The following is a 26,466-nucleotide window of genomic DNA, read 5'->3' on the forward strand; positions in this document are numbered from 1 at the left end:
CATTGGCATGGCAACATTGGATCGCAAAAGATAGCCCTCGGTCTCTTCTCCGGTTGGATGAGACACCAAATCGCCATAGGAAACACGCTGTAAATAAATGCGAAAACAGTAACTTAACGCAAATGCCGCAAAGCTCTGCAAATTCAGTTATGAACCGTCTGTTTGGAAGTACATTCGCACCCGCGGAGCGTCTCTATCGCCATTTCGGTAAAGCGTTAATGCTTCCGGGTCTTTTGCATAAACCATCTTCAATGCAGCAAGAGACACGCTCCATGCTCCGTTTTTGTCCAACTGCCGCCCTATGCCATATTTTATTGCATAACGTCGGATGGTGTCGGGACTTTTGCCAAGTGCCACCGCAGCCTGAGTAACACTGATCATCTCCTCTCCGATCGAGAGATTGATTGGTTTACCGTGCATCTGAACCTCCCTTAATCAGATCCGCCCTTCCAGGATGAACGTAACGGCCACGTCCGTGCTTCTGTAATTCTCCAGCCTTGGACATCTTATGAAGAAGTTGATCAATATTGTTTCGTGACATGGCTGTCGCGATGGAAATGTCCTTCGGAGACATTGGCTCATCGGCGTCAAGCAGGGCTGCCAAAATGCTTTCTCTCTCATTTGTACGTTTGAAAGCTGAAGCATCTCCCACAAGATTCCAGATGCCAGAATTAAACTTCAAGGCACTTTCTTTCTCCTCAATATCGCGGCCTCGCACATAAAGCGTAATGCCGTTCTCGTCACGATCGAGTACAAGGGTTGCATCTGCGCACGCTGACAACCCATTCGATCCGCTCAGGGCTTCCAGAGGATCATCAGCGCCGCCTTTGCGGGTGTGGTGCAAAGCCAAGACGCAGATGCCTTTTTGTGTGGCCCATTTTTGTAAGCCTGCGAAAATGGAGTAATCGTTCTCATAGCTGTTCCGTCCGGGATTCCCCGCTGGTTTGATGCGCTGGAGAACATCAATGATCACGAACCGTGGTGCAGTGACCGACGACCTCCAATTTTCCAAAGCATCGATGAAACCAGCATCCAGCATGGGTGCTTCCGTTACCCAATTGAGTTGGGATAGGTCTGGTCTGGAGCGGGGGTCTGGGAAAAGAGCGTCTATACGCCTTTGAATACGGCGCTGCCCGTTTTCCAGATCGATGTAAAGAACATCGCCCTGTTCGCACCGAACCGAACCCATTGCGTATCCTCCGGTAGCGACGGCAATCGCCCAGTCGATAGCCAGCCATGTCTTCCCAAGCTTTTGGCGGCCTGCGAGGACCGAGAAGCCTTCTGTCAGATAATCAGATACCACCCACTGAATGGGTCTGAATTTGGTTTCCATGATTGTGCTCGTGTTTGTGAGGTTGAAAGAAGCACTCGGCTTTTTCTGCCGCTGCTGATTGGCTGCATTGAACGGTTCAATATGAACGCCCTTCACAACAGGAAGTCCTGTGGGCCCCAGCTCTGTATTAAGCATTATGAGCCCCTTTCCAGATGTCGTTGAGATCAGCCCCCGCAGCAATCGGTCGAATAATGAGCGCCTCGACATTTGCTTCGGTCAGACGTGACGCGGCTCGCTCAACACTGCTACAGCCTGCCAGGTCGTTATCCATCGCAAACCAGACCGTTTCCAATCCGGGTAACACGGGAAAATTGGCAACTTGGCTCGCCGATAAAAGGGACCAAACGGGCAGGGATTTAAGACTTGGCAAGTTGCGGATCGACAATGTTGTTTCGATGCCTTCACCGACGCCCAGTGCAACGCCTACTTCGCTGTTGTCGCTCAGCTTTATGGCTCCTCCACTGATGGGCCCGAGGGTCAAACGCCCGTTAGCCCCGAGATTAGACCGCTTGTTCCCTTCCCGATCGATGGCAGTGCGATGGATCGCCTTGGGCTCGTTGGTCATAATATCTCTTACCAAGGCAACCATGCAGCCAACCCTCTCGCGACCGAACGGACAGCTTTCAAGCCAACGGATATCGGGCCCGGAGTACGAAATACCCCGACGTTGAAGATAGAGTGTGACGGGTGAGCCTTTCGCGGACATCGAGCGGTTCCAGATTTCGAGAGCTCCTTTTGTCCGTAGATCTTCGTCCTTGTCGGTTCTTCCTGAACGAGGGTGCGCGGCAACGGTTGAAATAGACCCGCCAAGTAATAGTCGAACGTGATCCTTGCAGGCCCTCCAGTCGTCGCCTGCGAATGAATGTACGGAAAAGTCACTCTCTGAGAACGTCACCGCTAATGAACGATCATGGGGAGAATGGCCGGGGCCTGGGCAAAGGACGCTGTTAGGGCCAGAAATCTGGCCACCTAACTGCTTTGCGAAATGGTGAACACTCATAAGGACCTCGCACTGATCAAACGAGCTTCAGCGATGGCCTCGCAAGCTTCAAGCGCTGTTAAGTCAAAGCGGTCTCGCAGCAGCACCACGGCTGGCGTTGTGAAATCGCGCGGCGTAGTGGCAAGCCAGATTGCAGCGCGTTCCACACGCGCCGCTCTTTTTTCGAAGGGGGTCACCATGATGATTTCCCCGTTTCTTTGACGATTTCAATCTGCGAGTGCAGAACGTAACGGCCATGCGTTCCGGAATAGGGGCCCTCATGTAGCTCGTGAATGGTTTCAATGACGAGACCATGGCGACGAAGTTTGAAAACGTAATCTGACCACCGGGGCGCTGGACGCTCGATCGGCGTGCAGCCACGTGATCCTGCCTCAAGCAGTTGGCCAAGACACCAGCACTCACGACCAACCAGGGGCAGGATAGCGCCATCGGGCAAAACCCGGACAAGCATACGGTGCTTTTCCATTATTCTGCCCTCCCGCCGATACAAGCAAGCTCACACACAACGCGAGCGTGAACAGATGACAGCCGAAAGCGTCGGGTGATAACTTTGACAGCAAAGTCGGTTGCGGATTCGGAGTGGATGAGATAATTTCGAGGCGCAATACTTTTGAAACTACCTTCTCCGCCGTTTCCGATGATTGAGCCCATCGGAGCGGCGGTTTTGCTTTGTGTCGTCATAACCACATCCTCACTGATTTACCGAAGTGGAAGAACGGCGGTTTTGGGCGATCCATGCTTCAATATCGGCAGGATCATAGACGACGGAGCGGCCAAGCTTGATGAACCTGGGGCCGTTGCCGGTCAAACGGAGCTTTGTAAGCGTGGAAGATGAAAGCCCTGTATGACGTGCCGCAGCGTCCGTGCGCAGCATCTGTCGTGGGTGCGTTTCTGTCGTTGACATCTGGTACTCCTCAATGAATGCCCCTGAAAATCAGTGGGCATAGAGGAAGGATGACGAACGACGAGATGCTTTTGTAGCGACAAGCGTGGACAAGAAAATTTGTCTAATTTGTCCGATGAAGAAGTAATAATATCATTGGCTTAGTCAGAAGAATGTCTCTTACGCTCATCGAAGTATCGGGTTATTGTCTTGTCGCTCCGAAGGGTGCGGTTATTGTCGCGCAGCCATTTAACAATTGCGACATTTCTTTCTCCCACGCTTGGTGGGAAAGGCTTATCATTTCCCCAAAGCTGATCTACAGCATCGCTAATAGATTTTTGCGCTGGAGACAGTTGGTCTTTCCAGCATGGTTTTTCAGCGGCGGTTTTGTTGAGGGGCCATTGATCCAGCACGGTTGTTCGGAGAATTGTCATGTCTGTAAATTTTGCAGACTTTCCGGGGCTATGGAGGATGTCACCGCCAGCGCTGCTGCCGGCCAGATGAAGGTGAGACCATTGAGCCGAGGTGATCTGAGCCGGTTCTCCGTTCTCCAATGCCATGGCGACAAGCTCGCCTTGGATTAGCTTCGTTAGCAGTTCGTCCACCGCCCGCTCAAATAAATTGTCAGATCCCGGCCTGTTCTTGTAGGATTTTTCAATCAATGGAAGGGAGGATTTTCCTTGTGATTGCAAAACCGCTCCCGAGAGCACGGTGCTTTTAAATGTCCAATTATCGTGACGTTGAAGTCTATAATCGTCAAAGTGCTCCCGAACCTTCTCTACGTCCCGCCAGATAATCCACGCGACAACCATGGGAAGTGACCAGACACGTTTTTTCATCGGATCGAAATCTGATTTATCGGGAATTATTTCCAGAACCGCTTCGCGATACTCAGCCTGCTGTTTAGCGACCTGCACCGTTATGTCGCCCCTCTCCAATTGCTTCAGGATGTCTTTTCGAATGAGATCCTTTGGTTCCTCCGTTTTACGCAGGTGATCAAAACGACGGGAAACAGGGGGTGGTGTGCGTGCAAACGAATCAAGGCTCTCCTTCTCTATAAAGATGTATTCGTATCCCTTGCCTGCGAATCCGTGTCCAAACGGATCTGATCGGTTCATCATACATGCCTGGAAACGTTGGCGAAGATTCTCAGAGTTCCAGAAGCTCTTGTCTAAAGGTGAGCTAAACGCCCCACCGCCCCCAGGCCGCAGGACAGATATCAGTTGGCCATCGACTAAAGCTTTGATCACGATATCAACCGTCTGAGAGAAGCGGCTGATCGCTGTCTTTTGCTTCCGGTCGATTTCAGCAGCAGTCTTCAACGCGAGTTCCCATTCCGCATCGCTGAATGAAAGTTTGGATGTTAGTGGCAGCGGTCCTCGGTCTGGATTGTTCCGATTCAAGATGAGATACGCTCGTATTTTTTGACCATCTGTTGCAGCGCCGGGGGAAGGTGGAAGGGGCTTCTGTGATTGAGGATTGCCAAGTAGATTGCTCGCAGTGACTTCGCTCCCCAACCATTCCCCCGGAAACCGATGCCGGCCAATCTGATGAACTGCGCGTGCCAAGAAAACGTACTCGCTGCTGTCTTGCGGCCAACGTTCAGTGGTCACCCAGAACTTCATGCTTTCATCGAATTCAAGATTCATTCGCGCACCTGCGAAAAGCACCGAGGGCGCTGGGAAACCGATGGTGCTACCTCGGCTTGTCGGATGGCCGTCCTATCCCAGCTAGTCAAATTGCGGTAAGAAGATAAGAAAATCCTATAAAACTAAACAATTCATGTAGTTAGCTTCATGGACTTCTTACTCTGATCTTATTCTGTCCTTATCCTAATCGGCATAGCGATAAGAAGATAAGAAACTAACCTTTTCCCTTTTTGATGGGGACCACGTTGTCTTTCAAATCTTTCCGTAAGCCCATTGCATCGGCGATACGTCCACCAATGACTTCGGACGCAGCTATCAAAGGATCGGTCTCAAGGTGTGCATACCGCTCGGTTGTCCTGGCTTGGGTATGCCCAAGTAGCTTTCCAACTATGGGTAAGCCATAGCTGGCACCTACGCCCACTGAGGCATGTGTGTGGCGCAGATCATGGATACGGACGCGGAAATGAGGGTTGTCCACGTCTGCAGCGAGACCAGCGCGCTTGCGTACCAAACGCCACGGACGGTTCAGATCCGAACGGGGACGGCTCTCCATCTCTTTTCCATCTTTTGAACGACGCGGCTTGCCCGGAATGACATAACGATCAACACGCGGTAAATTTGCCAACACAATCTTGGCAGGTGCATTCAGGACGATAGATTTTTTCCCGGTCTTACTGTCTGGGAGCAACAGCAAGCTGCGCTCTATATCAACCATGTCCCATGTAAGGTGCAGGATTTCGCGAAGACGCGCTCCAGTCAAAATGAAGAGTCGAATTGCTGCCGCAGCAGCAGGTTCAATTATCGTTCGCCTGTTCTCCGGTTTTGGCGCATGCTTTACTTTCTTTGCCGGGTCTGGATCCCATGGAACGCCCACAGTCTCCGCCTCCTCAATGGCATCTCCTAGTCGGAGCATCTCGTCACCACTTAGATAACGTTCCCGGCTTGTCTCCCGGTATTTCTCTATGCCTGCCGCAGGGTTCTCCATCTTGCCAATCACATTGCCCTTCATCGCCCACGTATACATAGTGGCAAGGACGTTTCGCACGCGATTGGCCGTCGTTGGTTTTGCCTTCAATCCCAAGTGCAGTACAGCTACGTCTTGAGGAGACACAGCCTCCGCTTTGCGCTTACCCCACTCGGGCACGGCATATGTGTTCAGGAGGTGGCTATACAGGTAATGAGTGTTTGGCTTCTTCTTTGCTTCCACGTTGGCAAGAAAATGCTTCACCAACTCCTCAAATGTAATTGCGTTCTTCTGGTCGGATTTCTTCTTGGCAGGATCTTCACCCTTAACCACCGATGCCAAAATGTCCTTCGCCATCTCGCGAGCCTGATCAGGAGTAATTTTCCCTATCGGGGCAATAGTAACCCGGCGCACTGGCGCTGAACGTCCCGAGCCAGCGCGATACCGGGCAATGTACGACATGCCCCCTGTCTTGCGAACGCGGACACCAAACCCGATCAACTCACTATCGAATACATAGAAGTCAGTGCCATCCGGTTTGATGGCATCAACAGTGCGTTTCATTATCCGCACGGATTTCGAACGCTTGTCATCCGACATAAGGGTACTTTCGCATACTGGGCACCCCGAGGGCACCCCTAAAAAGGAAACAACTGAAATCTCTCGGAATGACCATACATGAGAATCATTGAAAATAAAGCTTTAATGGAAACAGCAGGAATGAAACGGAAAGAGAACGAAAGTAAGACACCTTGCATGGCATGCAAGAGGTCAGCGGTTCGATCCCGCTTGGCTCCACCAAAACTTTTCCAATTTATCTCAACAATGACCTGCTGGTTGGCTCCAGTCGTGCAATGACTGTTGGTGCGACAAGCCAGGTGGAGAGCTTATCCTGTATGCTGGCAAAAGCTTCACTGCTCGCAAGCCCACGGACGAAATCTGTTTGCGCGGCAGCAGATTTAAAGCGTGAAACGCTTATCAAAACATTCTCTCCCAATCGCACCGGCAAGCGGGTAAAACTGTTTTCACTGTGGTCAGAGGCGAGAAGCGCGATACGGTTATCACCAGCGCTATCAAGAATAGGCGCGATCACGCCTTCGTAGAAATCGAGAAAGCCATCCTCAGCAGGCGCCTTCAGGTTGTAAGTGTTAATCTGAAATATAGTATCAGCACTGATCTTCTGTTTAGCATGGCGGATTACCGGCAATACAAAATCAAGGTTGCGGCTGGCAGGGTGCAGCAGCAAAACATCATCTGAATCGATCATGGTGGCGTTGGCTGCCTGTCGATTTTCACACCAGACTGGTCCATCGTAAAATCCTGTCAGTGCCTGATCTCGCGCTTGCATATTATCGAAGCCGCGGAACCACACAAACGCGTCAGGGTCGTCCATGTCGCGAAACTGGCCGATGATTTTCATCCCGCATCGTTCCTGGCCTTCAAGAAAATGCGTGTCGAAAATATCTATCAACTCATCGCGCTTGTTCGGATGCAGGCGATAGCGCCGCAGTTCAATGATCGGGCTGTAACGGGATATTTGGGGGTGTGCAGAAGCGTCCGTCATTTTAGACTCCATAAACAGGATGATTGTCCTGTTTTTAATAAAACCGGTTGTCCTGTTTTGTCAATTGGCTATTATCACAAGAGTGAAACTCTCAAGCGGAGACGATCTTCCTGCAAAAGAGTTCGCTGGTGGATACGGAAAATAGCTGATGACGAAAGATCTGGAAAAACCGAAACGGACCAATAATCCGCAAGCGATGCGGGCGCGGCTTCTTGATGTTGCTGCCATTCTTTTTCAGCAACGGGGATATAATGCGACGAGTATCCATGATGTTGTAAAGGCAGCCGCAACTACCGGCGGCGCACTGCACCACCATTTTGCGACCAAGAAAGCACTTGGCCTGGCTGTCATAGCTGAGCGGGTTGCGGTCGAAGTGGAGAAAACTGCAATCAGGCCTGTGGCAACGGCCGCATCAATAGCCCAGGGCGTAGCGACTTTTCTCGACAATGTCGCCGGTACATTGGAGCATAATCAGGCAGTTTCGGGCTGTCCGCTCAACAATTTGGCGCTGGAACTATCCCTTGCGGATTCGGATTTTCGTGAAGCTGTGAATACTGTCTTCGACCGATGGCGAGAGGCATTGGTTCTGCGGCTCAAGGCTGACAGGCAGACGCTGAATACATCGGATGCGAATGATTTGGCGACGCTTGTTGTCGCCAGCTATTCCGGCGCGATGGCAATGGCCAAGGCAAGCCAGAGCGCGGAGCCATTACGCGCGAGCGCACGGCAACTGGCTTTAGTACTTGCTTGAAAACACAACGGCTGCGAAAAGCAGCACTCCGGCAAAGATAATGAACGAACCAATACCGACAATTGGCTCCAAGGCTGTGTTTCCGAGTGCCATGAAGTAAAGCGCCGGAATCATCACGATGATCCCCAGTGTGTAGACAGTGAACTGCCACATCGCCAGTTTTCCCTCGGCCTTCGCGGGATTAAGCGCATAGTAGATTGCAAAAATGGCACTGCTAACCCAGCCCAGCAGATTGAGGTGGGCATGTGCGGGAAAGGGACTATGATCACCCGAAATCCCCATATGAAGTCCCATCACGATCCCGATTATGAAAAAATCGTGGCGGATTTGAAGAATAGTTCTGAAACCTTTGGCATGGTTAGTCTCCCCCGAGCCAGGCCGAGGCGGATAGTACCGGCAAATCAAGAATCATTCCAGACTAGGAAATGCGCAAAGCAGTAAGCAATTTGGGCAGGGACTATTTGTCATCAAAGACTTTTCTGCTGGATTGAAAGCAGAAAATGGCTCAAAGCATGGGCAAAAGACTTCTATCAGGAAACGGCCCATGTCCTCCAGCCAGGCACCTTCAACGAGCATCCCGGAATCGTCAGCAGCACGCACTGGCGTGTTGCTCATGCTGCTCGGTATGCTGATGTTCTCGCTCAATGACGTGATGGGAAAATGGCTGGTTTCAACCTATTCCGTCGGGCAGGTTGTATTTATCCGCAGCATTGCCGCCTTGGTCGTTCTGGCGCCATTCATCTGGTTCACGGGACCAAAGAAGATCGTTCAGGTTGATCGCCCGTGGGTGCAGACCGCGCGGGTCATTCTCTCAACAGCTGAAGTTTTCGCCTTTTACTTCGCAGTGATCTATCTGCCGCTGGCAGATGTGATGACCTATTGGCTAGCTGCGCCAATCTATGTGGCCGCCATCTCTCCCTTTATCTTGAAAGAGCCTGTTGGCTGGCGGCGCTGGAGCGCAATCATTGTCGGCTTCATCGGTGTGGTAATCGCACTTGAGCCGTCGTCCCAAGCGCTCACGCCGCAAGCGGTCATCTCGATATTCGGCAGCGTAGCCTTTGCCTTCATGCTCTTGCTTGGTCGCACTTTGCGCGGCACACCGGATACAACGCTGGTTTTCTGGCAGATTATCGGAGCAGGGCTTGCTGGTCTTGTTTGGATCGGTTTCGAATGGACACCGGTAACGATGCGTGACCTGTTATTGCTTGGGCTGCTTGGCATTGTCGCAATGCTTGCGCACGTGCTGGTCAACCGTGCATTGAAGCTTGCTGATGCGGCAACCGTAGCGCCCTTGCAATATACATTGCTGTTCTGGGCGATCCTGTTCGGCTGGATGGTATTTGGCGATGTACCACGCATGTCAATGTTGATCGGTTCAGGCTTTATCATCGCTTCGGGCCTGTTCATTTTCTTCCGGGAACAGCAATTGAAACGGCAGGGCCGGATCAAGCAACCGGCAGAGGCTGTGGTGGCTGGCTCAGGCGACGGCGCCTGAGCTTCGAGTAAGTCAATTCAGACACCTTCGTGCCTGCGATGGACAAGTTCGGCCTCGAAGTGATTGATCGCTTTTTCAAACTTGTCACGGCAGCCCGGATTGCAGAACCCCACAACGGCTCCGTTATAAAGCGTCAGGCTGTCTTCTTTGATCGGATCGCCTGACCAAGGGCAGGTTGTATTGATGGCATCACTGATTTTAAGTTCGCGCATTCGGTTGCTCCCAAGGTGTAAGGGTCAGGATGGCTCGACATCGACCTGGGTGATGACGGAGTTTGCAATGAAACATTGCTCGTGTGCTTCGTGATGCAGGCTTGCCTCTAAAGCACTGTCGGGCGATTTACCTGCATAGGTAACACGGGGTCTTAATGTTACCCGGCTGATAAATAGTTTACCCTTTTCATTCTTCGCCAATTCTCCCTCGGCTTCGTCGCGATATTCATCCACCACGAGACCGGCCTTTGCTGCACCGGCCAGGAAGAACAACATGTGGCAGCTGGAAAGAGAGGCAACAAAAGCTTCTTCCGGATCAACATTTTCCGCTGCGGAATAGGGCAGCTTTACGATATGCGGCGACGAGGATGCAGGAACTTCAGCGCCACCGTCGAACTGCCAGATATGGGCCCGGCTATATTTATTGTCGGTGAAAACTGCGTCCACATCTCTGTTCCAGAGAATGGTCGCTCCAAATGTGGTCATGATGGTTTCCGATTCTGATTTGTGTGCCGGGAGCTTGTCAAAGTGTGCTGGAATTGTCGATAAGCGAATGACCAACAACAAAGGATGAGAGCACGATGGATCTGGGTATCAAGGGAAAACGCGCGATTGTCTGCGCGAGTTCGAAGGGGCTTGGCCGGGGCGTTGCGGAGAAGCTGGCGGAAGCCGGAGTTAATCTCACACTGAATGCACGCACTGAGTCGACATTGCGCACTACGGCAGACGAGATCGCAGATAAGTATGGGGTTCACGTCCAGATCGTTGCGGAAGATGTTACGACAGAGGCTGGGCGTCTGGCTTTGCTTCGTGCAGAGCCTGACGCCGATATCCTGATTAACAATGCAGGTGGCCCGCCTCCCGGTGTCTGGTCGGACTGGGGCGAAGAAGAATGGCTGAAGGCCGTCAATAACAACATGCTGACACCCATCCTGTTGATGAACGCCATCTTGCCTGGAATGATCGAACGCAAATGGGGTCGCGTCGTCAACATCACGTCCGGTTCCGTAAAGGCTCCGATTGCACAGCTCGGCTTGTCCAATGCAGCTCGCAGCGGTCTTACCGGCTTCGTTGCGGGAACTGCCAGACAGGTCGCCCGTCATGGGGTCATTATCAATAATCTGTTGCCCGGCTCACACGACACGGACCGGACAAAGGGCTTCATCGAGCGTACGGCCGCGACGAAGAACATTTCTTTGGAAGCCGCCCGTGCAGAGGCATATGCAGGAAATCCAACGGGACGGTATGGAACCGCTGAAGAATTCGGCGCGGCAGCGGCGTTTCTTTGCAGTCAATTTTCAGGTTTCATTGTTGGTCAAAATCTTTTGCTTGATGGTGGAGCATTTAATTCGACAATGGGCTAACTGCTCAAATTAAGGGCCGACGAGGTCTGCTGCAGTGGCCGTGAAAGCTTCGGAAGCTTCCTGTGGCAGTCCAACTCGTTGTCGGTGATTCCTGTATCAATAGGTGTCGACTTCGACAACCGCTTCGGCAAATGCTTGGGGATCTTCTTGCGGCAGGTTGTGGCCCGCGCCCTTGATGATCCTGTGGGTGCGTTTCGCGGTGAACATTTTGGCATAGGATGTACCGTCGGACGCTGGCGCCACGCCGTCTGAATCTCCATCCAAAGTGATTGTCGGTGCTGCAATGACCGGGCCTTCCGCAAGCTTCTTTTCCAGATCGTCACATTGTGGATCGCCCGGAACAAGGCTCAGGCGCCAGCGGTAATTATGAATGACGATGGCAACGTAGTCCGGATTGTCGAATGACGCGACCGTCCTGTCGAATGTCGCTGCATCGAAATGCCATTCCGGCGAATTCGCGCGCCAGATAAGGTCTGTGAATTCGCGCCTGTTTGCATCGTAGCCGGCTTTGCCGCGATCTGTGGCGAAGTAATATTGATACCACCAGCCATGCTCGACCTTTGGCGGCAGGGGCATCTTGTTCCGTTCCAGATTATTGATCAGGTAGCCATTGACCGAAACCATGGCTTTACAGCGCTCGGGCCAAAGCGTGGCAATGATATTGGCGGTGCGTGCACCCCAGTCATACCCGGCTAGGATGGCTTTGTTGATGCCAAGCGCATCCATAAGCGCAATGATGTCCAGCGCGACGACGGATTGCTGGGCATTGCGAAACGTATTAGCGGAAAGGAAACTGGTCGTGCCATGCCCTCGGAGATGCGGCACGATAACACGATAACCGGCAGATGCGAGCAAGGGCGCAACGTCGACGAAGCTGTGTATGTCGTAGGGCCAGCCATGCAAGAGCAGAACGGCGGGACCATCGGCAGGGCCAAGATCGGCGTAGCCAACATTCAAGACACCTGCATTGATCTGCTTCAGCGTGCCGAATGAAGTGTTGGTGCCTGGCTTGATCTCTGGAAGTTCGCTGGCCTTCGATGTGCCTGACTTGGCAATTGCGGGCCTCAATGTTCCAAACTGTGCCGCGGCGAGCGCCGTTGCTGCGATGCCTAGAAAGCCACGGCGATGATGGTTGATTTCTTCTGACATTTCTTCTCTCCAGTCATCATGTTGAGGCTGAAGAGACCAATTCCATGTATCAGCGATGTGTCTTCATCAACCTGAATTGAAAGCAAATGTAGAAAAAGCGGGGTAGGGATACATTGTGTTACAATCACCGCTGCCAAAAGAACATATCATGCTGGAATTGGCTATCTGCGTTTGACGGTATTCATATTCTCAGCAGCCCTCGCATAACCGCCATCCGATCCATCAAGAAAATGCAGATGCGAGTTCGGGTTTCCGGTGGGCACCAAGCACGTCATGAGAGCGTGAGACTGGCGATGCATGCCATAGGTGATGGAGCCGTCGGCTGCTGCAGCTTTCAGAATATCTTCGATAGTATCCGCCTGTTCCTCCGAACAGTCGAGAGTAAGACGCAAGACATCATCATACTTTCGGAAATCGGAATTCATGACGATCTCGGACCATGTCTGTTGATCGAGTGCGTTCTTCGCACCTTTTGGTGTTGGGGATGTATCCGGTAATGGATGTCCATGTCGCGCGCCTGAGTCAAGTACTGCTAGAACCCTTTGTGCCAATGCCGAGAAACCAGCTGTGCCTTTGTTATCGCGCGGTTCTACAAGCAAGGACAGTATCAGCCCGTGACGGCTGGCAAAGGGTCGCCATTCACAGGAAAGCCCGGTCAAGTCCGCTTCGGAATTATTCCCAATCGGTTCGACAGCATATTTGCCTTTTTTCAGCTCGCGCTCTGCCCATCTCAATCCGCCGCCGGCAAACATTGAGTAGGTTGTATTTTCCGATACTGCATAGCGGGCAATCTTTACATCGCGGCCATTGGCACGGATTTCACTTACCGGGAGAAGTCCGGCGCGAAGAGTCAGGTCAAATCTGGATTTCGCCATGGTGATGACTTGCCGAAGTGCAGTTTTGGCTTGTTCAATGCCATTGGCCGGTAGGGCGAAAGATGCACCGTCACCTCCGAAGGTGAACGGAAAGTCGTAGGTGCCCCAACTGTTGCCAATTGCTGCAACCACGGCGGCACCGGTATAATTGACATCCTGATAAGCGCCTCTGCGAATGGCCGACGTCGAGTCGACCACATCCGTCATGCCGATCACCCAATCATCGGGGAGCGGTTCATAGGCTGCATCGCTCAGGATGCTGGTAAAGTCGCTATAAGTACGCGCATGACCCTCCAGTATATTGCCCATGGCTGTCGTCCTCATTTTTCTGAAAGTGTTTTGATACGATTATATAAGGATGCCCCGCATGTATCTCCAGTATGTCGAGGTTGGGGCTATTTGCATGGAAGTGTTTTATTCGTCCGTTCGGATACATGTGTATACAGTCGCCGATCAGTCCGGTCGTCCTTTGTGACATGCATGTAATACCACCGAACAGGAACCGGTCATTCGGTTGCTTTGTATCGCAATGTATCGGGCGACTGGCAGCGATACATTAGCGGACAATTCTAGTCGCAGATTACTGCCGGACTCACTGGACTCATAAAGCAGTCGCTCCTATTTGATATTTATCATCATAATATATGTTGAGCAATTTAATAACAGGAGCCTCTGATGGCCAAATCTTCTCTGTTTCCAACCGTTGCCAGTCTTGCCTTTGCTGCCTCAAGCGCCTTCTCCATGGCCTTTGCAGCTGAAATCAAAAATGTGGTTATAGTGCATGGCGCTTTTGCCGATGGTTCGGGCTGGCGTACAGTTTCGGACATTCTGACAAAAGATGGCTACAAGGTCACGTTGGTACAACAACCGCTGACTTCTCTCTCCGAAGATGTTGCCGCAACGAAACGTGTGCTCGATCTGCAGGATGGCCAAAGCATACTTGTTGGCCATAGCTACGGTGGCATGGTTATCACCGATGCGGGAAATGCCGCCAACGTTGCCGGTCTCGTCTACGTTGCTGCGTTTCAGCCCGATAAAGGTGAAAGCTTGATTGACCTTGCGACACGCAAGCCCGTCGAGAATGCAAAGAAAGATACCATCAAAGCAACGCCAGATGGGTTTCTCTATCTTGATCCTGCCGCTGTGCCGGAGGCCTTTGCTGCAGACCTGCCGCTCGCTGATGCCGAGTTTATCGGACGATCGCAGGTTTTCGCATCACAAAAAGCTTTCACCACAAAAGCGGGAGAACCTGCCTGGAAGACAAAGTCGAGCATATCGATTATTGCCAAGGCTGATCGCTCCATCAATCCTGATCTTGAACGGGAAATGGCAAAGCGAGCCGATAGCAAAGTCTATGAGCTGGATGCAAGTCATGTGGTGTATGCATCAAAGCCGGAGGCCGTGGCCAAGATCATTGAAGAGGCCGCCAAGGGCGCTTCTAAATAACTCAGAAAGTAACTTACTTAACGAGAGCGCTGGTTGCGAAAGCAGCTGGCGCTTTTCTGTTTCTCGCCCGTACACTTACAGACTGATACATTTAGGCGCGAACTGAACACACCCCGGATACACGCATGATTCCTAATGCAGTGACTGGCTGAGGCCAGAAAAAATCTCACTGCAAAGGATAAAACCATGATCATTCTTGCAATCACGTATCTCGGAGGCGTGCTGACTATCCTCAGTCCTTGCATCCTTCCTGTGCTGCCCTTCGTCTTTGCCCGCGCCGGGCATCCCTTTATGAAAAGCACGCTGCCCATGCTTGGTGGTATGGCTGTGACATTTGCAGGGGTAGCAACTCTGGCGGCAGTCGGTGGCGGCTGGGCAATCCATGTCAACGAATATGGCCGCTATGCTGCAATTGTTTTGCTTGCAACATTCGGTATTGCATTGGTCTCACCGGGCATTTCGGAAAAGCTGATGCGGCCGGTGGTATCACTGGGCAATCGGCTCACACAAACTGCCAATGGCCGAGGCGCGATGTCATCTGTAGGCGGCTCACTATTGCTGGGTATAGCGACAGGGTTGCTCTGGGCACCATGCGCTGGACCGATTCTTGGGCTCGTCCTGACTGGTGCGGCATTGCAGGGCGCAAGCGTTGACACGACGCTGCTGCTTCTTTCTTATTCGGCAGGTGCTGCCACCTCGCTGGCCCTCGCTCTATTGATTGGTGGCCGTGTTCTCACTGCCATGAAAAAATCGTTGGGTGCGGGCGAAAGAATTCGTCGGGTGCTTGGCGTTACTGTCCTTGCAGGCGTCGCAGCAATTGCTCTTGGCCTTGATACCGGATTTCTCGCGCGCCTGTCCTATGCCAGCACGTCGACACTGGAACAGGTTGTTCTGGATAGCGTCAATGCTCCAGAAAAAAGTGCTGTGGCTGCTAAAGGCAATGGCCCGATAGTCGCGGAGAATACGATCGATAAAGCGGCCAAGAAGAGCGATCTGCCGGTTGAAGGCCTGTTCCCCTCACTCGATGGAGCGGTTCAGTGGCTGAACTCACCGCCACTTACGACGGAACAACTCAAAGGCAAGGTCGTCCTCGTCGATTTCTGGACCTACTCCTGTATCAACTGCATCCACACCGTTCCCTACGTTCGCGCCTGGGCGGAGAAGTACAAGGATCAGGGTTTGGTGGTCATTGGCGTACATGCGCCCGAATATGCCTTCGAAAAGAAAATCGACAACGTTAAAAAAGCCGTCAAGGATTTCCGGATTGGATACCCTGTTGCAATTGACAATGATTTCAAGATCTGGCGGGCGTTCGAGAACGGCTATTGGCCGGCTCACTATTTCATCGATGCCAAAGGGCAGATTCGCTATCACCACTTCGGTGAGGGGGACTACGAACAGTCTGAAAAGGTCATTCAGGATCTGCTTGCCGAAGCAGCGGGACAGCAAGCTTCGAACGGTTAGCAATACCTGCGGGTTTAACGCCCGCAGGCCACCTACATTTCGTTACAATTCGGACTGTTGCAGACACATGCGAGACATGTCCGAAGCGCCTTATTGTGCCAGCTCAACGAGCAAAGATATAGAAACCGAAGGACCAAAATCATGAGCAAGATAGATCGCGTACTTTATACTGGAAAGACAATCACTACAGGTGGCCGGGATGGTGCATCCCGCAGTTCTGACGGTCGTCTGGATATCAAGCTTTCGTCACCTGGAACAGCTGGAGGTGGCACCAATCCGGAACAGTTGTTTGCAGCCGGCTGGTCGGCCTGTTTCATCGGCGCAATGGGATTGGCCGCTGCCAAGATGAAGGTCGCTTTACCGACCGACTTGTCTGTTGATACGGAAGTCGACCTTGGTGTAACCGAAGGAGCTTATTTCCTGCAGGCTCGCCTCGATGTCAGCCTCCCGGGCCTTGATCGCGATACAGCTCAAGCGCTTGTGGATGCGGCTCACCAGACCTGCCCGTATTCCAAGGCAACGCGCGGCAACATCGATGTTATCATAACGCTGCAATAGATAGAATCGTGACGTCTTTAAGGAACAAGCCCTTTGACCGGCATTGCTCCTTGAGGTTCTTCCCGACTGGCTTTGAGAAGGTTGTTGCGAAGATTAGCAATAGCCTTCTGCAGTATGGGAAACTCTTCCGGCGTCAAACCGGAAGCCTTCATGGTTATCTCGCCAAAACCGAAACCTCGTTCACGAAGCTGGCGCCCTGAATCCGTCAGCGAGATACGAACATTACGCTCATCCACTGTGTCGCGGGTGCGATGAAGATAGCCCATTGCTTCCAGTCTCTTCAGCATGGGCGTCATAGTGCTTGGCTCAAGAAAAAGTTTCTCGCTCAGGCTTTTGACAGTCTGGTTGTCTTCTTCCCAGAGAGCAATGATCGTTATGTACTGCGGATAGGTGAGCCCCAAGGCTTCCAGCACAGGCTTATAGACCCGTGAATAGGCCAGGTTGGTCGAATAGATCGTAAAGCACATGAAGTCAGCGAGTTTCGCAGTCCTTGTGCGCGGCGGGTTCTGGTCGGTCATTCGTCCTCTCCAATCAAATATCAGAATTAATTATTACGCGAATGATTATCAAGCTTGCATTTTGAAATTCACGAGCATATCATTATCGTAATAATCAATTGTGCATTATATAAAAGGTAGTCGCTATGAAGCTTTCAGCCATCTTTCTCATTGGGTTCGCCATATTCGCTGTGCCTTGCGCTTACGACAGCACATCCACCGAACCTTCCGCGCTAACGGCGTTTTTCGCGGGGTCGTCAGTTACCCGACTTCACTAAGTCAGATCAGAGAACCGTTATGAAACTCTACGAGAACGAAATTTCATCAGCCTCTTCCCGGGTTCGCATCGCGCTGGCTCTAAAAGGTCTTTCTTTCGAAAAGATCCCGGTGGGCATTCTTGGACCCGACGCCGAAAACCGGCAGTCCGACTATTTGAGCGTCAATCCGCAGGGACTTGTACCCGCGCTTTTGACCAGTCACGGCACTCTGATTACTCAGTCGCTGGCAATCATCGAATATCTTGACGAGCTTCATCCGCACCCTGCGCTTTTGCCGGATAATGCTGAGGATCGTGCATTCTCCCGCTCTGTAGCACTTATGATTGCTGCGGAAATACACGCCCTTCTGCCGCCAAGAATAAGGGCGCGCCTCTTGAGTATCCCGGGTTTCACCGACGACGATGTATTCGCATGGAACCAGCACTGGATAATTGAAGGCATGAATGCAGTTGAACTGTTACTTTCTGGCCGCAAACAATCCAGATTTACTGCAGGAGACAGACCATCAATTGCAGACCTGTTCCTATATCCGCAGGCCATTAATACGGAGCAGCGGCTGGGGATTGATCTTGGGCAATGGCCTCGAATAGCGCAGATCACAACCGCGTTGAAAGATATTCCCGCGTTCTTTGAAAACGCGCCCACTGCTCCTCAGCCTGCTCGACCACTTATCGAAAAAGTTTGAAGCTCCCTGAACTCTACAGAAGGCCCCGTTCGATGGATCATGTTGACCACATCCTTATTGTCGATGACGATCGTGAAATCCGTGAACTGGTTTCCAGCTATCTCAAGAAGAATGGACTCCGTGTCACCACGGCGGCGGACGGCAGGCACATGCGGAAGTTTCTTGAAGCTAATTCCGTCGACCTGATCATTCTCGATGTGATGATGCCGGGCGACGATGGCCTTGTCCTGTGCCGTGAATTGCGGGCAGGAAAGCACAAATCCACGCCTGTGCTGATGCTGACTGCCCGCAATGATGAAACGGACCGCATCATTGGTCTTGAGATGGGCGCTGACGATTATCTTACAAAGCCTTTCGCTGCCCGCGAACTACTCGCCCGGATCAAGGCGGTTCTTCGTCGTACACGCATGCTGCCACCAAACCTCCAGATCACAGAAGTCGGTCAGGTGGTTTCCTTCGGAGATTGGCAATTGAATACGTCCGGGCGTCATTTGCTGGACCGCAACGGAACAACAGTGGCATTGAGCGGCGCGGAATATCGTTTGCTAAGGGTGTTTGTCGATCATCCGCAACGTGTCCTCAATCGGGATCAGTTATTAAACCTGACACAAGGCCGCGAAGCCGAATTGTTCGACCGGTCAATCGATCTCCTTGTCAGCCGTCTCAGGCAGCGGCTTGCAGATGATGCCCGCGGATCGTCCTACATCAAAACGGTTCGCAGTGAAGGTTATGTATTTTCCATGCCCGTCGAGATAATCGAGGTCCGGCAATGAGTGCAGCTACTGCCGCTATTGCATCATTTCGTCCGTGGCCACGCACTTTGGGATCTCGGCTATTTCTGATCTTTCTGGCCGCTCTGACCATCGCGCATTGCATGTCTTTTGGTGTCCTGTTTCTGGAGCGCTACATGACGGCAAAGGCCATGATGCTCACCAATTTCGAGCAGGACGTTGCAACGTCAGTGACTATTCTTGACCGGATTTCAGCCAAGGAACGTGTGCAGTGGGCGCCGCAGCTCGACAAAGGGAACGCACGTTATATCCTGGGTCCGGGGGCAGCGGGTATTCCGGAACTCACAAATACCGGTGCCGATGTAGCTTCTACGATCCGCAAGGCCGTTGGACCGAAATTTCCTGTGACGGTCGATTCCATTCCGGGCACCAAGCGTGTTCAGGCTAAACTGAATCTGAGTGATGGAACGCCACTGACGATTGAAGTGAACCCTTCAATCATGCCCGTTGCGGACTGGCTTCCCTATGTCCTGTTTGCCCAATTACTGCTGATCATTCTTTGCAGCTGGTTTGCTGTTCGACTGGCGATACGACCGCTGGTTGACCTTGCCAATGCTGCAGATGCGCTTGATCCCAACAAGAAGGCTCCTCGGTTGAGTGAAGAAGGGCCGAGCGAAGTCGCTTATGCTGCCGTGGCGTTTAATGCGATGCGCGACCGTATTGCGCATTATCTTGAGGAAAGAGTGCAGATACTCGCCTCAATTTCCCACGATCTGCAAACACCGATCACGCGTATGAAACTGCGCGCCGAATTTTCGGAGGGCTCGACCGAGAAAGATAAGCTCATACAGGACCTGGCAGAGATCGAACGCCTCGTTCATGAGGGCATAGCTTATGCCCGCAGCGCCCACGGCAATACAGAAAAGTCGACGAGAGTTGACATTGAATCCTTCATGGAAAGCCTTGTTTATGATTATCAGGATACGGGGAAATCCGTATCCCTAGCTGGCAGTGCTGAGAGCGCAATATTGACCCGGCCACATGCCCTGCGCCGTATCTTCACCAATCTGATCGACAATGCACTCAAGTTTGGTGGAAGCGCTGAAGTGGACTTGCTACAGGGTCCGGGAAAGTCGATTGTGGTAAGGATTCTTGATCGTGGCCCCGGAATACCCGAAGATCAACTTGAGGCGGTACTTCAGCCATTTTTTCGGCTGGAGCAATCCCGAAACAGAGGAACCGGAGGAACTGGACTTGGCCTCGCCATAGCTCACCAACTGGCAGCGGGTATAGGTGCTGCGCTCAAATTGCGTAATCGCGATGGGGGAGGATTGTCGGCAGAACTTACACTGCGTTGACGGGTTATCTATTGTTCGTCGACTATCAACTATGGTCGGCCTGCGGAGCCGATCATGTCAATCGAGCAACTTTGTTGCTGACAGGATGGGTGAAGAGTGATCTTCGCTGTCCCTGTCTTGAGTGTCCGGCACCCAATCGTGCCCGAAGATATCAGTCCCGCCGGTGACAGATATTCATGTAATTGTTTCAATAGTGATGGCGTCATCGCAATGCAGCCAATGTGTGGGTGACAGGTACAGTTTTAATCCCCGGTTTTAGCCAGGCTCCGGGTCGTGAAAACCCCTGCAAAACCAAAAGGACTCTGCCTTGAAAGACAGAGTCCTGGAGCTTTGACTGGAGATCAAAAAGCCCAATGCCCTTGCCCAATGCAGTCCTTCTACATTGGTCGAATAAGCAATATCAAGCTGCATCCGATTCCAACGGGAGTCAAAGGACATAATTGGGTGTTCTTGTGAGCATAAGTTTTTATCTGAAATTTGAAATACAAAAGCAAGTTGATGACAGTATTCGTTTTGTCATTTAGCCATGTCACATAATGGCAACAGTATGGCAGGCAGAGAAATGCGCCCAGTTATGTCCTTTGACCAAAACTAATGCAAAGTACGACATAGATAGACCGTTCGTCGAACGATGTTTGTTGTTAACCTAATATTCCGTAACTGGAGATCGACATGAATATAAAAAGTCTTCTTCTCGGCTCGGCAGCCGTTTTGATAGCAGCGTCTGGTGCGCGTGCGGCAGATGCCGTTGTCGTTGCTGAACCGGAGCCTGTAGAATATGTTCGCGTCTGCGATACATATGGTGCTGGCTTCTTCTACATTCCAGGTACTGAGACATGCCTGAAACTTGACGGTTATATGCGCTACGATGCCCATGCGGGCGATGACGCTTATACCGGTAATGATCGCGACGACACATACTTCAAGCGTACGCGTTTCAGTTTGCGTGTGGATGCCCGCAATGAAACAGAACTCGGCACATTGCGTTCCTACGCTGAACTGCGCTTCAATTTCGACGACGGTAACAATGCCGACTCGGTTGAATTGAATAACGGTTTCATCGAACTCGGTGGTTTCCGGGTCGGTGCAACAGACTCGCAGTTTATTTCATGGACCGGCTATCTTGGCGATATCATCAATGATGACGTGGTCCTCGAAGGCAACTATGTTACAAACCAGATCAGCTACACTTGGGCAGGCGGCAACGGCTTCTCGGCAATGATCGGTGCTGAACAGGGCAAGACCAACGATCAGGGGTATGGCACTGTAGACTATCGTATTGATGACTACATGCCGCATGTTGTTGCTGGTGCCAAGTTCGAACAGGCATGGGGTAAGATTTCCGGTGTTGCCGGTTACGACTCTGTATCTGAAGAATGGGCCGGAAAAATCCGTTTGGATGTAAACTTCACAGACACTGTATCCGCATGGGTAATGGGCGGTTACAAATCTGACGGCGACGACTACGAAAACAACTACTTCGGAACATGGCATGGCGATTATGCCGTCTGGGGTGGTCTGGCTGCCAAGGTCTCCGAGAAGGCAACCTTCAATGCACAGGCTGCTTACGAGGATGACGGTACATTTGCTGCAGCCATGAACGTTGCCTACGAACTCGTTCCAGGCTTCGTTATTACCCCGGAAATCAGCTACACCTCGTTCGGTGGCGAGCGCAAAGATCTGGGGAACTTCGCAGGCAATGAAGATGATGCTTTCGAAGGCATCATCCGCTTCCAGCGCAACTTCTAACATTACCAAATTGTAACGGTCCGGGGACTACATCCCCGGACCTTTTTCATGTATTTCTTATTTGTCAGCTCAATATATCACCTCTTCCGGTCAAGCTATGGGTTTGCCGTATTATCTGGAACAATATCCGATCTCGTGAGCCACCTGTTGGGGCGGCGTAAAATGCGTTGACGATCAATTTCCGGATGCTGTTAGCGAACTGCTGCAGTGAATTGGATGCCAGCATGAACTATAATCCATTTGAAACGCTGCCCTGCATAAGTCACGAAGCTCGCTCGCGCTGGCTCCTCGAAAGAGTTGCGGAAATCCGGCAAAACCCCAATCTTGATCAGGCAGCTATCGTGTTTGCCGAGGGTAGCGTCAAGATTTTTGAGGGCCGTTATATGGCCAACAAGGTCATGGCCAACGTAGCCAAACGCGTAATCTATATGGCTATCCTTGCTTTGCACTTCAACGCTGCCGGTGATCATCACGGCGCTATGATCTCGACACTTCAGCACATTACGACAGTGCTCGGACTATGCAGCAAGAATACAACCGCTGCAACGATCGACGTTCTGGAGAATCTGGGCTTGATAACCCGGGTCGCGGATGAAAGTGATCGTAGGAATCATCTCATACGGCCAACCGATAGAATGATTATGGGCACCAGCAAGATGGTGGGCGTCACATTCGCGGCAGCTGATAAATTATATCCTGACAAACATTACGTTGAGCGAATCAACGGCGCAGAAGATTTCATGCGCAGATATTTCGCATCGAGTCTGCATTCTCTGATGAACATAAATACCCTGTTCAATCGAAACTCCCAATTGTTTTCGATTACTGATAGCGGCGTTATGTTGTTATGCAAGTTGATGACAATCAAAAACTCCGGACGGGGTGGAGACGTGCATGCAGTCAGCTTTCCCTTTGATGAAATCGGCCATCTCTACGGTGTTTCGAGAACCCACATCCGCCGGCTCATGAAACGCGCTGAAGATGACGGGCTTGTGCGATTGCTTGAAACTGGGGGGCGTAAAGTTGAGCTTCTACCGCGTCTTGATGATGTATTTGCAGAGATGGTTGCTTCGCGCGTTGCGCGGGCGCAGTTTGATATCCACCTTGCGAATGGCGAATATCATATGCTGCCAATCGACGGCGGCAGTCATAAATCTCAGACGTCGCAAGTAGAAACAACCTTCTGAGTCAAACTGCGACAGCGCACCTATTGACTGATGGGGGTGGGATATGAAAAGTCCGGCGCAATCCATTGCATCAGGAAGCAGCTATGATCCGCCATATTGTATTCTTCAGCGCACGCAACAAAGATGACGTTGAAGCAATCGTCACCGGACTGAAACAGCTTGGCGACATCCCCCACTCAACTGTGTTTGAGGTTATGAAGAACACCAAAGTCGACCCGATCTCAGGCGAGATCGATGTTGTCGTCTATGGAGAATTCGAGGATGCGGACTCCCTCGCAGCCTATAAGGCCCACCCCATCTATTCGGCAACAACAACGCTTGTGAAGCCAATGCGCGAACTGCGTATCTCCGCTGACGTTGTATCGACGCTCTAGCTGCTTCCCGATATATTCTCGAGTATCGGACAGTCGGGCCGCTGATCGCCATGACAGTGAGCGACCAGATGATTCAGCGTGTGCTGCAATTCACGGAGTTCGGTAATCTTGCGGTCAATCTCCTGAAGTTTGGATTGCGCCATAGATTTAACGTCTGCGCTGGCGCGGTGCTTGTCTTCATAAAGCGCAAGCAACTGACGGCATTCTTCGACGGAAAACCCCAGCCCCCGCGAACGTTGCAGAAAGCGCAACTTGTGTACGTCTGATACCGAGTAATCGCGATAACCATTGTCGGCGCGGTCAGGTTTCAATAGGCCGATATCCTCGTAATAGCGGATGGTTTTTGCAGGAAGGCCGGACCGTTCGGAAGCATTGCCAATATTCATGGTGATCTCACAGTTTTATCGTTCGCAGGCGCAGCGCATTGGCGATGACCGAGACGGAGGAAAGACTCATCGCGGCAGCCGCAAGCATAGGCGACAGCAGCAGGCCGAAAATCGGATAGAGCACACCAGCGGCAACCGGCACGCCAAGCACATTATAGACGAAGGCAAAAAACAGGTTTTGCTTGATGTTGCGAATGGTGGCAGTGGCAAGCGTACGCGCGCGAACGATGCCGTTCAGGTCTCCTTTGACCAAGGTGATTCCTGCGCTTTGCATTGCGACATCAGCACCCGTACCCATTGCAATCCCAACATCGGCTGCAGCCAATGCAGGCGAATCATTCACACCGTCGCCAGCCATGGCAACTTTGGCACCCTTGGCATGCAATTCGTCCACCAATTGCTTTTTGCTTTCCGGCAGCATATCGGCACGTACCTCATCAATCCCAAGCGCCTTGGCTACAGCTTGAGCTGTTACCTGATTATCGCCTGTTGCCATGATGATGCGAAGTCCCGCTCCGTGCAGTTTGCGGATCGCCTCGGCTGCTGTTGATTTTACCGGATCGGCCACTGCCAAAATACCTGCTGCCTTGCCATCGACTGCCACAAACAGCGCACTTTTGCCAGCAGCCCTTAAATCATCTGCCTGTGGTATGAGGGCAGAGATTTCGACGCCGATATCCTGCATCATGGCAAGGTTGCCAAGCGCAATAGCGTTGGCGCCGACCTTGCCCGATATGCCCTTACCCGTGACCGCATTGAAGTCGCCCGCGTCGCGAACAGCGAGATCGCGTATTTTTGCACCTTCAATTATAGCCTCGGCCAGGGGATGCTCCGAGCCTTTTTCAAGGCTTGCCGCAAAGGCGAGCAATTCATTCTCGAAAATGCCGTTTACTGTTATGATGTCGGTCAGTTTCGGCTTGCCCTCCGTCAGCGTGCCAGTTTTATCGACAATCAGCGTGTCGACATTGGCAAAGCGCTCAAGTGCTTCAGCGTCTTTTATGAGTACGCCCGCATGGGCTCCGCGTCCCGTTGCGGTCATGATCGACATTGGCGTTGCCAGTCCCAATGCGCAGGGGCAGGCAATGATGAGCACCGAGACCGCTGCGACAAGGCCATAAATCATGCTGGGTTCAGGACCGATGAGTGCCCAGGCGGCAAATGCGATGACGGCAACAATAACCACGGCTGGAACAAAGTAACTTGCGACACGATCTGCCATGCCCTGGATGGGTGCGCGTGAGCGTTGGGCTGACGCCACCATGCCGACAATCTGGGACAGCACAGTATCCGCGCCTACTTTTTCTGCAGTAATCAGCAAAGTACCATTCCGGTTGAGAGTGCCACCAGTCACGCTGTCTTCAAGAGTCTTCTCAACTGGAAGCGGTTCGCCAGTCAGCATGGATTCGTCGATTGACGAGCGGCCTTCAATCACGACACCATCAACGGGTACGCTTTCACCCGGACGGACACGCAGGCGATCACCCACGACGATTTCATCAAGTGGAACATCTGTCTCTGTGCCATCTGCTGCTATACGGCGTGCAGTCTTGGGCGCGAGATCAAGCAGAGCACGAATAGCCGAGCCGGTACGTTCCCGTGCCTTCAACTCAAGAATCTGGCCAAGAAAGACAAGCGTGACGATTACCGCAGCTGCTTCAAAATAGACGGGTACGGAACCGCCATGCATCCGGAATGAATGTGGGAAGATATCTGGCAGCAAGGTCGCAACGACACTGAAAGTATAGGCTGCACCAACTCCAATTGCGATCAAGGTCCACATATTCGGACTGCGATTGACGAAGGATGCCCAAGCACGCTCGAAAAAGGGTACTGCCGCCCACAAGACCACCGGCGTTGCCAAGGCAAACTCCAGCCAGACGGCAAGCTGTTCTCCGATCCACGTGCGTAATGGCAGGCCAAGCATCGGCCCCATCGTTATGAGCAAAAGTGGAACCGAACAAAGGGCGCTGATCCAGAAGCGTCTGGTGAAATCGACAAGCTCGGGATTGGGCCCTTCATCACCTGTAGGAATGCCCATGGGTTCCAGAGCCATGCCGCAAAGCGGGCAGGAACCCGGTCCATCCTTCACGATTTCCGGATGCATCGGGCAGGTATATTGTGTCCCTGCGGGCATAGCCTTCGGAGCGGGACGGTCACCCAGATAGTCTTGCGGAGATTTTTCAAACTTCGCCATGCAACTGGCCGAACAGAAATAATACTTCTCGCCTTCATGCCGTAAAAAATGCTTGGCACTGGCGCGGTCGACTTTCATGCCACAGACCGGATCTGTTGCCTCCAGATAAGCTTCGGGGTCCTTTGCGAACTTTGAATGGCAGCCTGCCGAGCAGAAATGAAACAACCGCCCATCATGTGTGGCCGTCAGTTTGCCCGCATCGGGTTCCACCAGCATTCCGCAAACCGGATCGCGTGTAATCGCATCGGCCGAGGATTGCGATCCTCCGCAGCAGGAGTGATTATGGTGGTGGTTTTGGTCGTGTTTCATGATGCAGCTTT

Annotated in this window: 27 protein-coding genes and 2 pseudogenes; 12 read left to right on the forward strand and 17 right to left on the reverse strand. The window is 52.1% G+C overall.

The window, feature by feature from the left end; translation table 11 throughout:
* Nucleotides 1-147 precede the first annotated feature (147 nt).
* The 9 genes from ABKW30_RS03940 to ABKW30_RS03980 all read right to left on the reverse strand — a co-directional run bounded on the left by ABKW30_RS03940 (nt 148) and on the right by ABKW30_RS03980 (nt 7,393).
* Nucleotides 148-420, reverse strand: coding sequence for a hypothetical protein (locus ABKW30_RS03940; protein WP_348596732.1), 273 nt, complete (start codon nt 418-420; stop codon nt 148-150).
* Nucleotides 410-1,468 (reverse strand): AAA family ATPase, encoded by a 1,059-nt coding sequence (locus tag ABKW30_RS03945; protein WP_348596733.1) that lies wholly within the window; start codon nt 1,466-1,468, stop codon nt 410-412. Before ABKW30_RS03945 ends, ABKW30_RS03940 begins: the two co-directional genes overlap by 11 nt.
* Nucleotides 1,461-2,039 (reverse strand): toprim domain-containing protein, encoded by a 579-nt coding sequence (locus ABKW30_RS03950; protein WP_348596735.1) that lies wholly within the window; start codon nt 2,037-2,039, stop codon nt 1,461-1,463. The genes ABKW30_RS03945 and ABKW30_RS03950 overlap by 8 nt, the downstream gene beginning before the upstream one ends.
* Before the next feature lie 290 nt (nt 2,040-2,329).
* Complete coding sequence (locus ABKW30_RS03955) at nt 2,330-2,512, reverse strand: hypothetical protein (protein ID WP_348596736.1); 183 nt, start codon at nt 2,510-2,512, stop codon at nt 2,330-2,332.
* Nucleotides 2,506-2,799, reverse strand: a complete 294-nt coding sequence (locus ABKW30_RS03960; protein ID WP_348596737.1) for a hypothetical protein — start codon at nt 2,797-2,799, stop codon at nt 2,506-2,508. Before ABKW30_RS03960 ends, ABKW30_RS03955 begins: the two co-directional genes overlap by 7 nt.
* A 225-nt stretch (nt 2,800-3,024) precedes the next feature.
* Nucleotides 3,025-3,237 carry a helix-turn-helix domain-containing protein gene (locus tag ABKW30_RS03965; protein WP_348596739.1) on the reverse strand — a complete coding sequence of 71 codons (213 nt, stop codon included), beginning with the start codon at nt 3,235-3,237 and terminating at the stop codon, nt 3,025-3,027.
* 140 nt (nt 3,238-3,377) lie between these two features.
* Nucleotides 3,378-4,865 carry a hypothetical protein gene (locus tag ABKW30_RS03970; RefSeq protein ID WP_348596740.1) on the reverse strand — a complete coding sequence of 496 codons (1,488 nt, stop codon included), beginning with the start codon at nt 4,863-4,865 and terminating at the stop codon, nt 3,378-3,380.
* A gap of 214 nt (nt 4,866-5,079) precedes the next feature.
* On the reverse strand, nt 5,080-6,393 hold the full coding sequence (locus tag ABKW30_RS03975; RefSeq protein ID WP_348596742.1) for a site-specific integrase: 1,314 nt from the start codon (nt 6,391-6,393) through the stop codon (nt 5,080-5,082).
* Nucleotides 6,394-6,643: 250 nt separating this feature from the next.
* Nucleotides 6,644-7,393, reverse strand: a complete 750-nt coding sequence (locus tag ABKW30_RS03980) for an NIPSNAP family protein (protein WP_348596743.1) — start codon at nt 7,391-7,393, stop codon at nt 6,644-6,646.
* Nucleotides 7,394-7,541: 148 nt separating this feature from the next.
* On the opposite strand from ABKW30_RS03980, the gene ABKW30_RS03985 reads away from it, so the two are divergent.
* Nucleotides 7,542-8,144 (forward strand): TetR/AcrR family transcriptional regulator, encoded by a 603-nt coding sequence (locus tag ABKW30_RS03985; protein ID WP_348596745.1) that lies wholly within the window; start codon nt 7,542-7,544, stop codon nt 8,142-8,144.
* Here ABKW30_RS03985 and ABKW30_RS03990 read toward each other — a convergent pair.
* Nucleotides 8,130-8,500: pseudogene (locus tag ABKW30_RS03990) on the reverse strand (hypothetical protein). The gene ABKW30_RS03985 and the pseudogene ABKW30_RS03990 sit on opposite strands and share 15 nt — an antisense overlap.
* A gap of 188 nt (nt 8,501-8,688) precedes the next feature.
* Between ABKW30_RS03990 and ABKW30_RS03995 the strand changes: the two are divergent.
* Entirely contained in the window at nt 8,689-9,639 is a 951-nt protein-coding gene (locus ABKW30_RS03995) for a DMT family transporter (protein ID WP_348596747.1), read from the forward strand.
* A 17-nt stretch (nt 9,640-9,656) separates the two neighbouring features.
* On the opposite strand, the gene ABKW30_RS04000 is transcribed toward ABKW30_RS03995, so the two are convergent.
* Nucleotides 9,657-9,851, reverse strand: a complete 195-nt coding sequence (locus tag ABKW30_RS04000) for a glutathione S-transferase (RefSeq protein ID WP_348596749.1) — start codon at nt 9,849-9,851, stop codon at nt 9,657-9,659.
* 24 nt (nt 9,852-9,875) lie between these two features.
* Complete coding sequence (locus ABKW30_RS04005) at nt 9,876-10,337, reverse strand: OsmC family protein (protein ID WP_348596751.1); 462 nt, start codon at nt 10,335-10,337, stop codon at nt 9,876-9,878.
* A 95-nt stretch (nt 10,338-10,432) separates the two neighbouring features.
* Here ABKW30_RS04005 and ABKW30_RS04010 point away from each other — a divergent pair, with 95 nt between their 5' ends.
* Nucleotides 10,433-11,215: an SDR family oxidoreductase gene (locus ABKW30_RS04010; RefSeq protein WP_348596753.1), complete on the forward strand. Its 783-nt coding sequence runs from the start codon at nt 10,433-10,435 to the stop codon at nt 11,213-11,215.
* Nucleotides 11,216-11,311: 96 nt separating this feature from the next.
* Here the strand turns inward: ABKW30_RS04010 and ABKW30_RS04015 are convergent, their stop codons facing one another.
* The gene (locus tag ABKW30_RS04015; RefSeq protein WP_348596754.1) at nt 11,312-12,364 is read right to left on the reverse strand and encodes an alpha/beta hydrolase; all 1,053 of its coding nucleotides are present in this window, start codon (nt 12,362-12,364) and stop codon (nt 11,312-11,314) included.
* 161 nt (nt 12,365-12,525) lie between these two features.
* Nucleotides 12,526-13,548, reverse strand: a complete 1,023-nt coding sequence (locus tag ABKW30_RS04020; protein ID WP_348596756.1) for a DUF3095 family protein — start codon at nt 13,546-13,548, stop codon at nt 12,526-12,528.
* A gap of 366 nt (nt 13,549-13,914) precedes the next feature.
* Here ABKW30_RS04020 and ABKW30_RS04025 point away from each other — a divergent pair, with 366 nt between their 5' ends.
* From ABKW30_RS04025 to ABKW30_RS04035, 3 genes and pseudogenes are all read left to right on the forward strand, one after another.
* A complete protein-coding gene (locus ABKW30_RS04025; protein ID WP_348596758.1) occupies nt 13,915-14,685 on the forward strand; it encodes an alpha/beta hydrolase in 771 nt (256 codons plus the stop codon).
* Nucleotides 14,686-14,871: 186 nt separating this feature from the next.
* Nucleotides 14,872-16,122, forward strand: a pseudogene (locus ABKW30_RS04030) (cytochrome c biogenesis protein DipZ); the annotation flags it as partial.
* A 168-nt stretch (nt 16,123-16,290) separates the two neighbouring features.
* Entirely contained in the window at nt 16,291-16,707 is a 417-nt protein-coding gene (locus ABKW30_RS04035) for an organic hydroperoxide resistance protein (protein WP_348596760.1), read from the forward strand.
* Between the two features lie 17 nt (nt 16,708-16,724).
* Here ABKW30_RS04035 and ABKW30_RS04040 read toward each other — a convergent pair whose 3' ends face one another.
* Complete coding sequence (locus ABKW30_RS04040) at nt 16,725-17,225, reverse strand: MarR family transcriptional regulator (RefSeq protein WP_348596762.1); 501 nt, start codon at nt 17,223-17,225, stop codon at nt 16,725-16,727.
* A 276-nt stretch (nt 17,226-17,501) separates the two neighbouring features.
* Here ABKW30_RS04040 and maiA point away from each other — a divergent pair, with 276 nt between their 5' ends.
* The 6 genes from maiA (at nt 17,502) to ABKW30_RS04070 (ending at nt 23,566) form a co-directional block, all read left to right on the forward strand.
* Nucleotides 17,502-18,167 (forward strand): maleylacetoacetate isomerase, encoded by a 666-nt coding sequence (gene maiA / locus ABKW30_RS04045; protein WP_348596764.1) that lies wholly within the window; start codon nt 17,502-17,504, stop codon nt 18,165-18,167.
* A gap of 32 nt (nt 18,168-18,199) precedes the next feature.
* Nucleotides 18,200-18,940, forward strand: coding sequence for a response regulator (locus ABKW30_RS04050; protein ID WP_348596766.1), 741 nt, complete (start codon nt 18,200-18,202; stop codon nt 18,938-18,940).
* Nucleotides 18,937-20,256, forward strand: coding sequence for a HAMP domain-containing sensor histidine kinase (locus tag ABKW30_RS04055; protein WP_348596768.1), 1,320 nt, complete (start codon nt 18,937-18,939; stop codon nt 20,254-20,256). Before ABKW30_RS04050 ends, ABKW30_RS04055 begins: the two co-directional genes overlap by 4 nt.
* Nucleotides 20,257-20,928: 672 nt before the next feature.
* A complete protein-coding gene (locus tag ABKW30_RS04060; RefSeq protein WP_348596770.1) occupies nt 20,929-22,005 on the forward strand; it encodes a porin in 1,077 nt (358 codons plus the stop codon).
* Nucleotides 22,006-22,229: 224 nt separating this feature from the next.
* Nucleotides 22,230-23,192 carry a hypothetical protein gene (locus tag ABKW30_RS04065; protein WP_348596772.1) on the forward strand — a complete coding sequence of 321 codons (963 nt, stop codon included), beginning with the start codon at nt 22,230-22,232 and terminating at the stop codon, nt 23,190-23,192.
* Nucleotides 23,193-23,275: 83 nt separating this feature from the next.
* Nucleotides 23,276-23,566 (forward strand): Dabb family protein, encoded by a 291-nt coding sequence (locus tag ABKW30_RS04070; protein ID WP_348596774.1) that lies wholly within the window; start codon nt 23,276-23,278, stop codon nt 23,564-23,566.
* Here ABKW30_RS04070 and cueR read toward each other — a convergent pair.
* Nucleotides 23,563-23,952 carry a Cu(I)-responsive transcriptional regulator gene (gene cueR, locus ABKW30_RS04075; RefSeq protein WP_348596776.1) on the reverse strand — a complete coding sequence of 130 codons (390 nt, stop codon included), beginning with the start codon at nt 23,950-23,952 and terminating at the stop codon, nt 23,563-23,565. The two genes, ABKW30_RS04070 and cueR, sit on opposite strands and share 4 nt — an antisense overlap.
* Before the next feature lie 7 nt (nt 23,953-23,959).
* Entirely contained in the window at nt 23,960-26,455 is a 2,496-nt protein-coding gene (locus ABKW30_RS04080; protein ID WP_348596778.1) for a heavy metal translocating P-type ATPase, read from the reverse strand.
* Between the last annotated feature and the right edge of the window lie 11 nt (nt 26,456-26,466).

Origin of the sequence: Phyllobacterium sp. SB3 (assembly GCF_040009165.1) — a bacterium.
In the GTDB taxonomy this organism is placed as follows: Bacteria; Pseudomonadota; Alphaproteobacteria; order Rhizobiales; family Rhizobiaceae; genus Phyllobacterium.

Coding starts and splice junctions, on each gene's coding strand:
- ABKW30_RS04010 (WP_348596753.1), top strand. CDS start 10,433: ATGGATCTGGGTATCAAGGGAAAACGCGCGATTGTCTGCGCGAGTTCG.
- ABKW30_RS03970 (WP_348596740.1), bottom strand. CDS start 4,865: ATGAATCTTGAATTCGATGAAAGCATGAAGTTCTGGGTGACCACTGAA.
- maiA (WP_348596764.1), top strand. CDS start 17,502: ATGAAACTCTACGAGAACGAAATTTCATCAGCCTCTTCCCGGGTTCGC.
- ABKW30_RS03995 (WP_348596747.1), top strand. CDS start 8,689: ATGTCCTCCAGCCAGGCACCTTCAACGAGCATCCCGGAATCGTCAGCA.
- ABKW30_RS03955 (WP_348596736.1), bottom strand. CDS start 2,512: ATGGTGACCCCCTTCGAAAAAAGAGCGGCGCGTGTGGAACGCGCTGCA.
- ABKW30_RS04000 (WP_348596749.1), bottom strand. CDS start 9,851: ATGCGCGAACTTAAAATCAGTGATGCCATCAATACAACCTGCCCTTGG.
- ABKW30_RS03965 (WP_348596739.1), bottom strand. CDS start 3,237: ATGTCAACGACAGAAACGCACCCACGACAGATGCTGCGCACGGACGCT.
- ABKW30_RS04065 (WP_348596772.1), top strand. CDS start 22,230: ATGAACTATAATCCATTTGAAACGCTGCCCTGCATAAGTCACGAAGCT.
- ABKW30_RS03960 (WP_348596737.1), bottom strand. CDS start 2,799: ATGGAAAAGCACCGTATGCTTGTCCGGGTTTTGCCCGATGGCGCTATC.
- ABKW30_RS04005 (WP_348596751.1), bottom strand. CDS start 10,337: ATGACCACATTTGGAGCGACCATTCTCTGGAACAGAGATGTGGACGCA.
- ABKW30_RS04060 (WP_348596770.1), top strand. CDS start 20,929: ATGAATATAAAAAGTCTTCTTCTCGGCTCGGCAGCCGTTTTGATAGCA.
- cueR (WP_348596776.1), bottom strand. CDS start 23,952: ATGAATATTGGCAATGCTTCCGAACGGTCCGGCCTTCCTGCAAAAACC.
- ABKW30_RS03950 (WP_348596735.1), bottom strand. CDS start 2,039: ATGTCCGCGAAAGGCTCACCCGTCACACTCTATCTTCAACGTCGGGGT.
- ABKW30_RS04025 (WP_348596758.1), top strand. CDS start 13,915: ATGGCCAAATCTTCTCTGTTTCCAACCGTTGCCAGTCTTGCCTTTGCT.
- ABKW30_RS04070 (WP_348596774.1), top strand. CDS start 23,276: ATGATCCGCCATATTGTATTCTTCAGCGCACGCAACAAAGATGACGTT.
- ABKW30_RS04055 (WP_348596768.1), top strand. CDS start 18,937: ATGAGTGCAGCTACTGCCGCTATTGCATCATTTCGTCCGTGGCCACGC.
- ABKW30_RS03980 (WP_348596743.1), bottom strand. CDS start 7,393: ATGACGGACGCTTCTGCACACCCCCAAATATCCCGTTACAGCCCGATC.
- ABKW30_RS03985 (WP_348596745.1), top strand. CDS start 7,542: ATGACGAAAGATCTGGAAAAACCGAAACGGACCAATAATCCGCAAGCG.
- ABKW30_RS03945 (WP_348596733.1), bottom strand. CDS start 1,468: ATGCTTAATACAGAGCTGGGGCCCACAGGACTTCCTGTTGTGAAGGGC.
- ABKW30_RS04020 (WP_348596756.1), bottom strand. CDS start 13,548: ATGGGCAATATACTGGAGGGTCATGCGCGTACTTATAGCGACTTTACC.
- ABKW30_RS04050 (WP_348596766.1), top strand. CDS start 18,200: ATGGATCATGTTGACCACATCCTTATTGTCGATGACGATCGTGAAATC.
- ABKW30_RS03975 (WP_348596742.1), bottom strand. CDS start 6,393: ATGAAACGCACTGTTGATGCCATCAAACCGGATGGCACTGACTTCTAT.
- ABKW30_RS04040 (WP_348596762.1), bottom strand. CDS start 17,225: ATGACCGACCAGAACCCGCCGCGCACAAGGACTGCGAAACTCGCTGAC.
- ABKW30_RS04015 (WP_348596754.1), bottom strand. CDS start 12,364: ATGTCAGAAGAAATCAACCATCATCGCCGTGGCTTTCTAGGCATCGCA.
- ABKW30_RS04035 (WP_348596760.1), top strand. CDS start 16,291: ATGAGCAAGATAGATCGCGTACTTTATACTGGAAAGACAATCACTACA.
- ABKW30_RS03940 (WP_348596732.1), bottom strand. CDS start 420: ATGCACGGTAAACCAATCAATCTCTCGATCGGAGAGGAGATGATCAGT.
- ABKW30_RS04080 (WP_348596778.1), bottom strand. CDS start 26,455: ATGAAACACGACCAAAACCACCACCATAATCACTCCTGCTGCGGAGGA.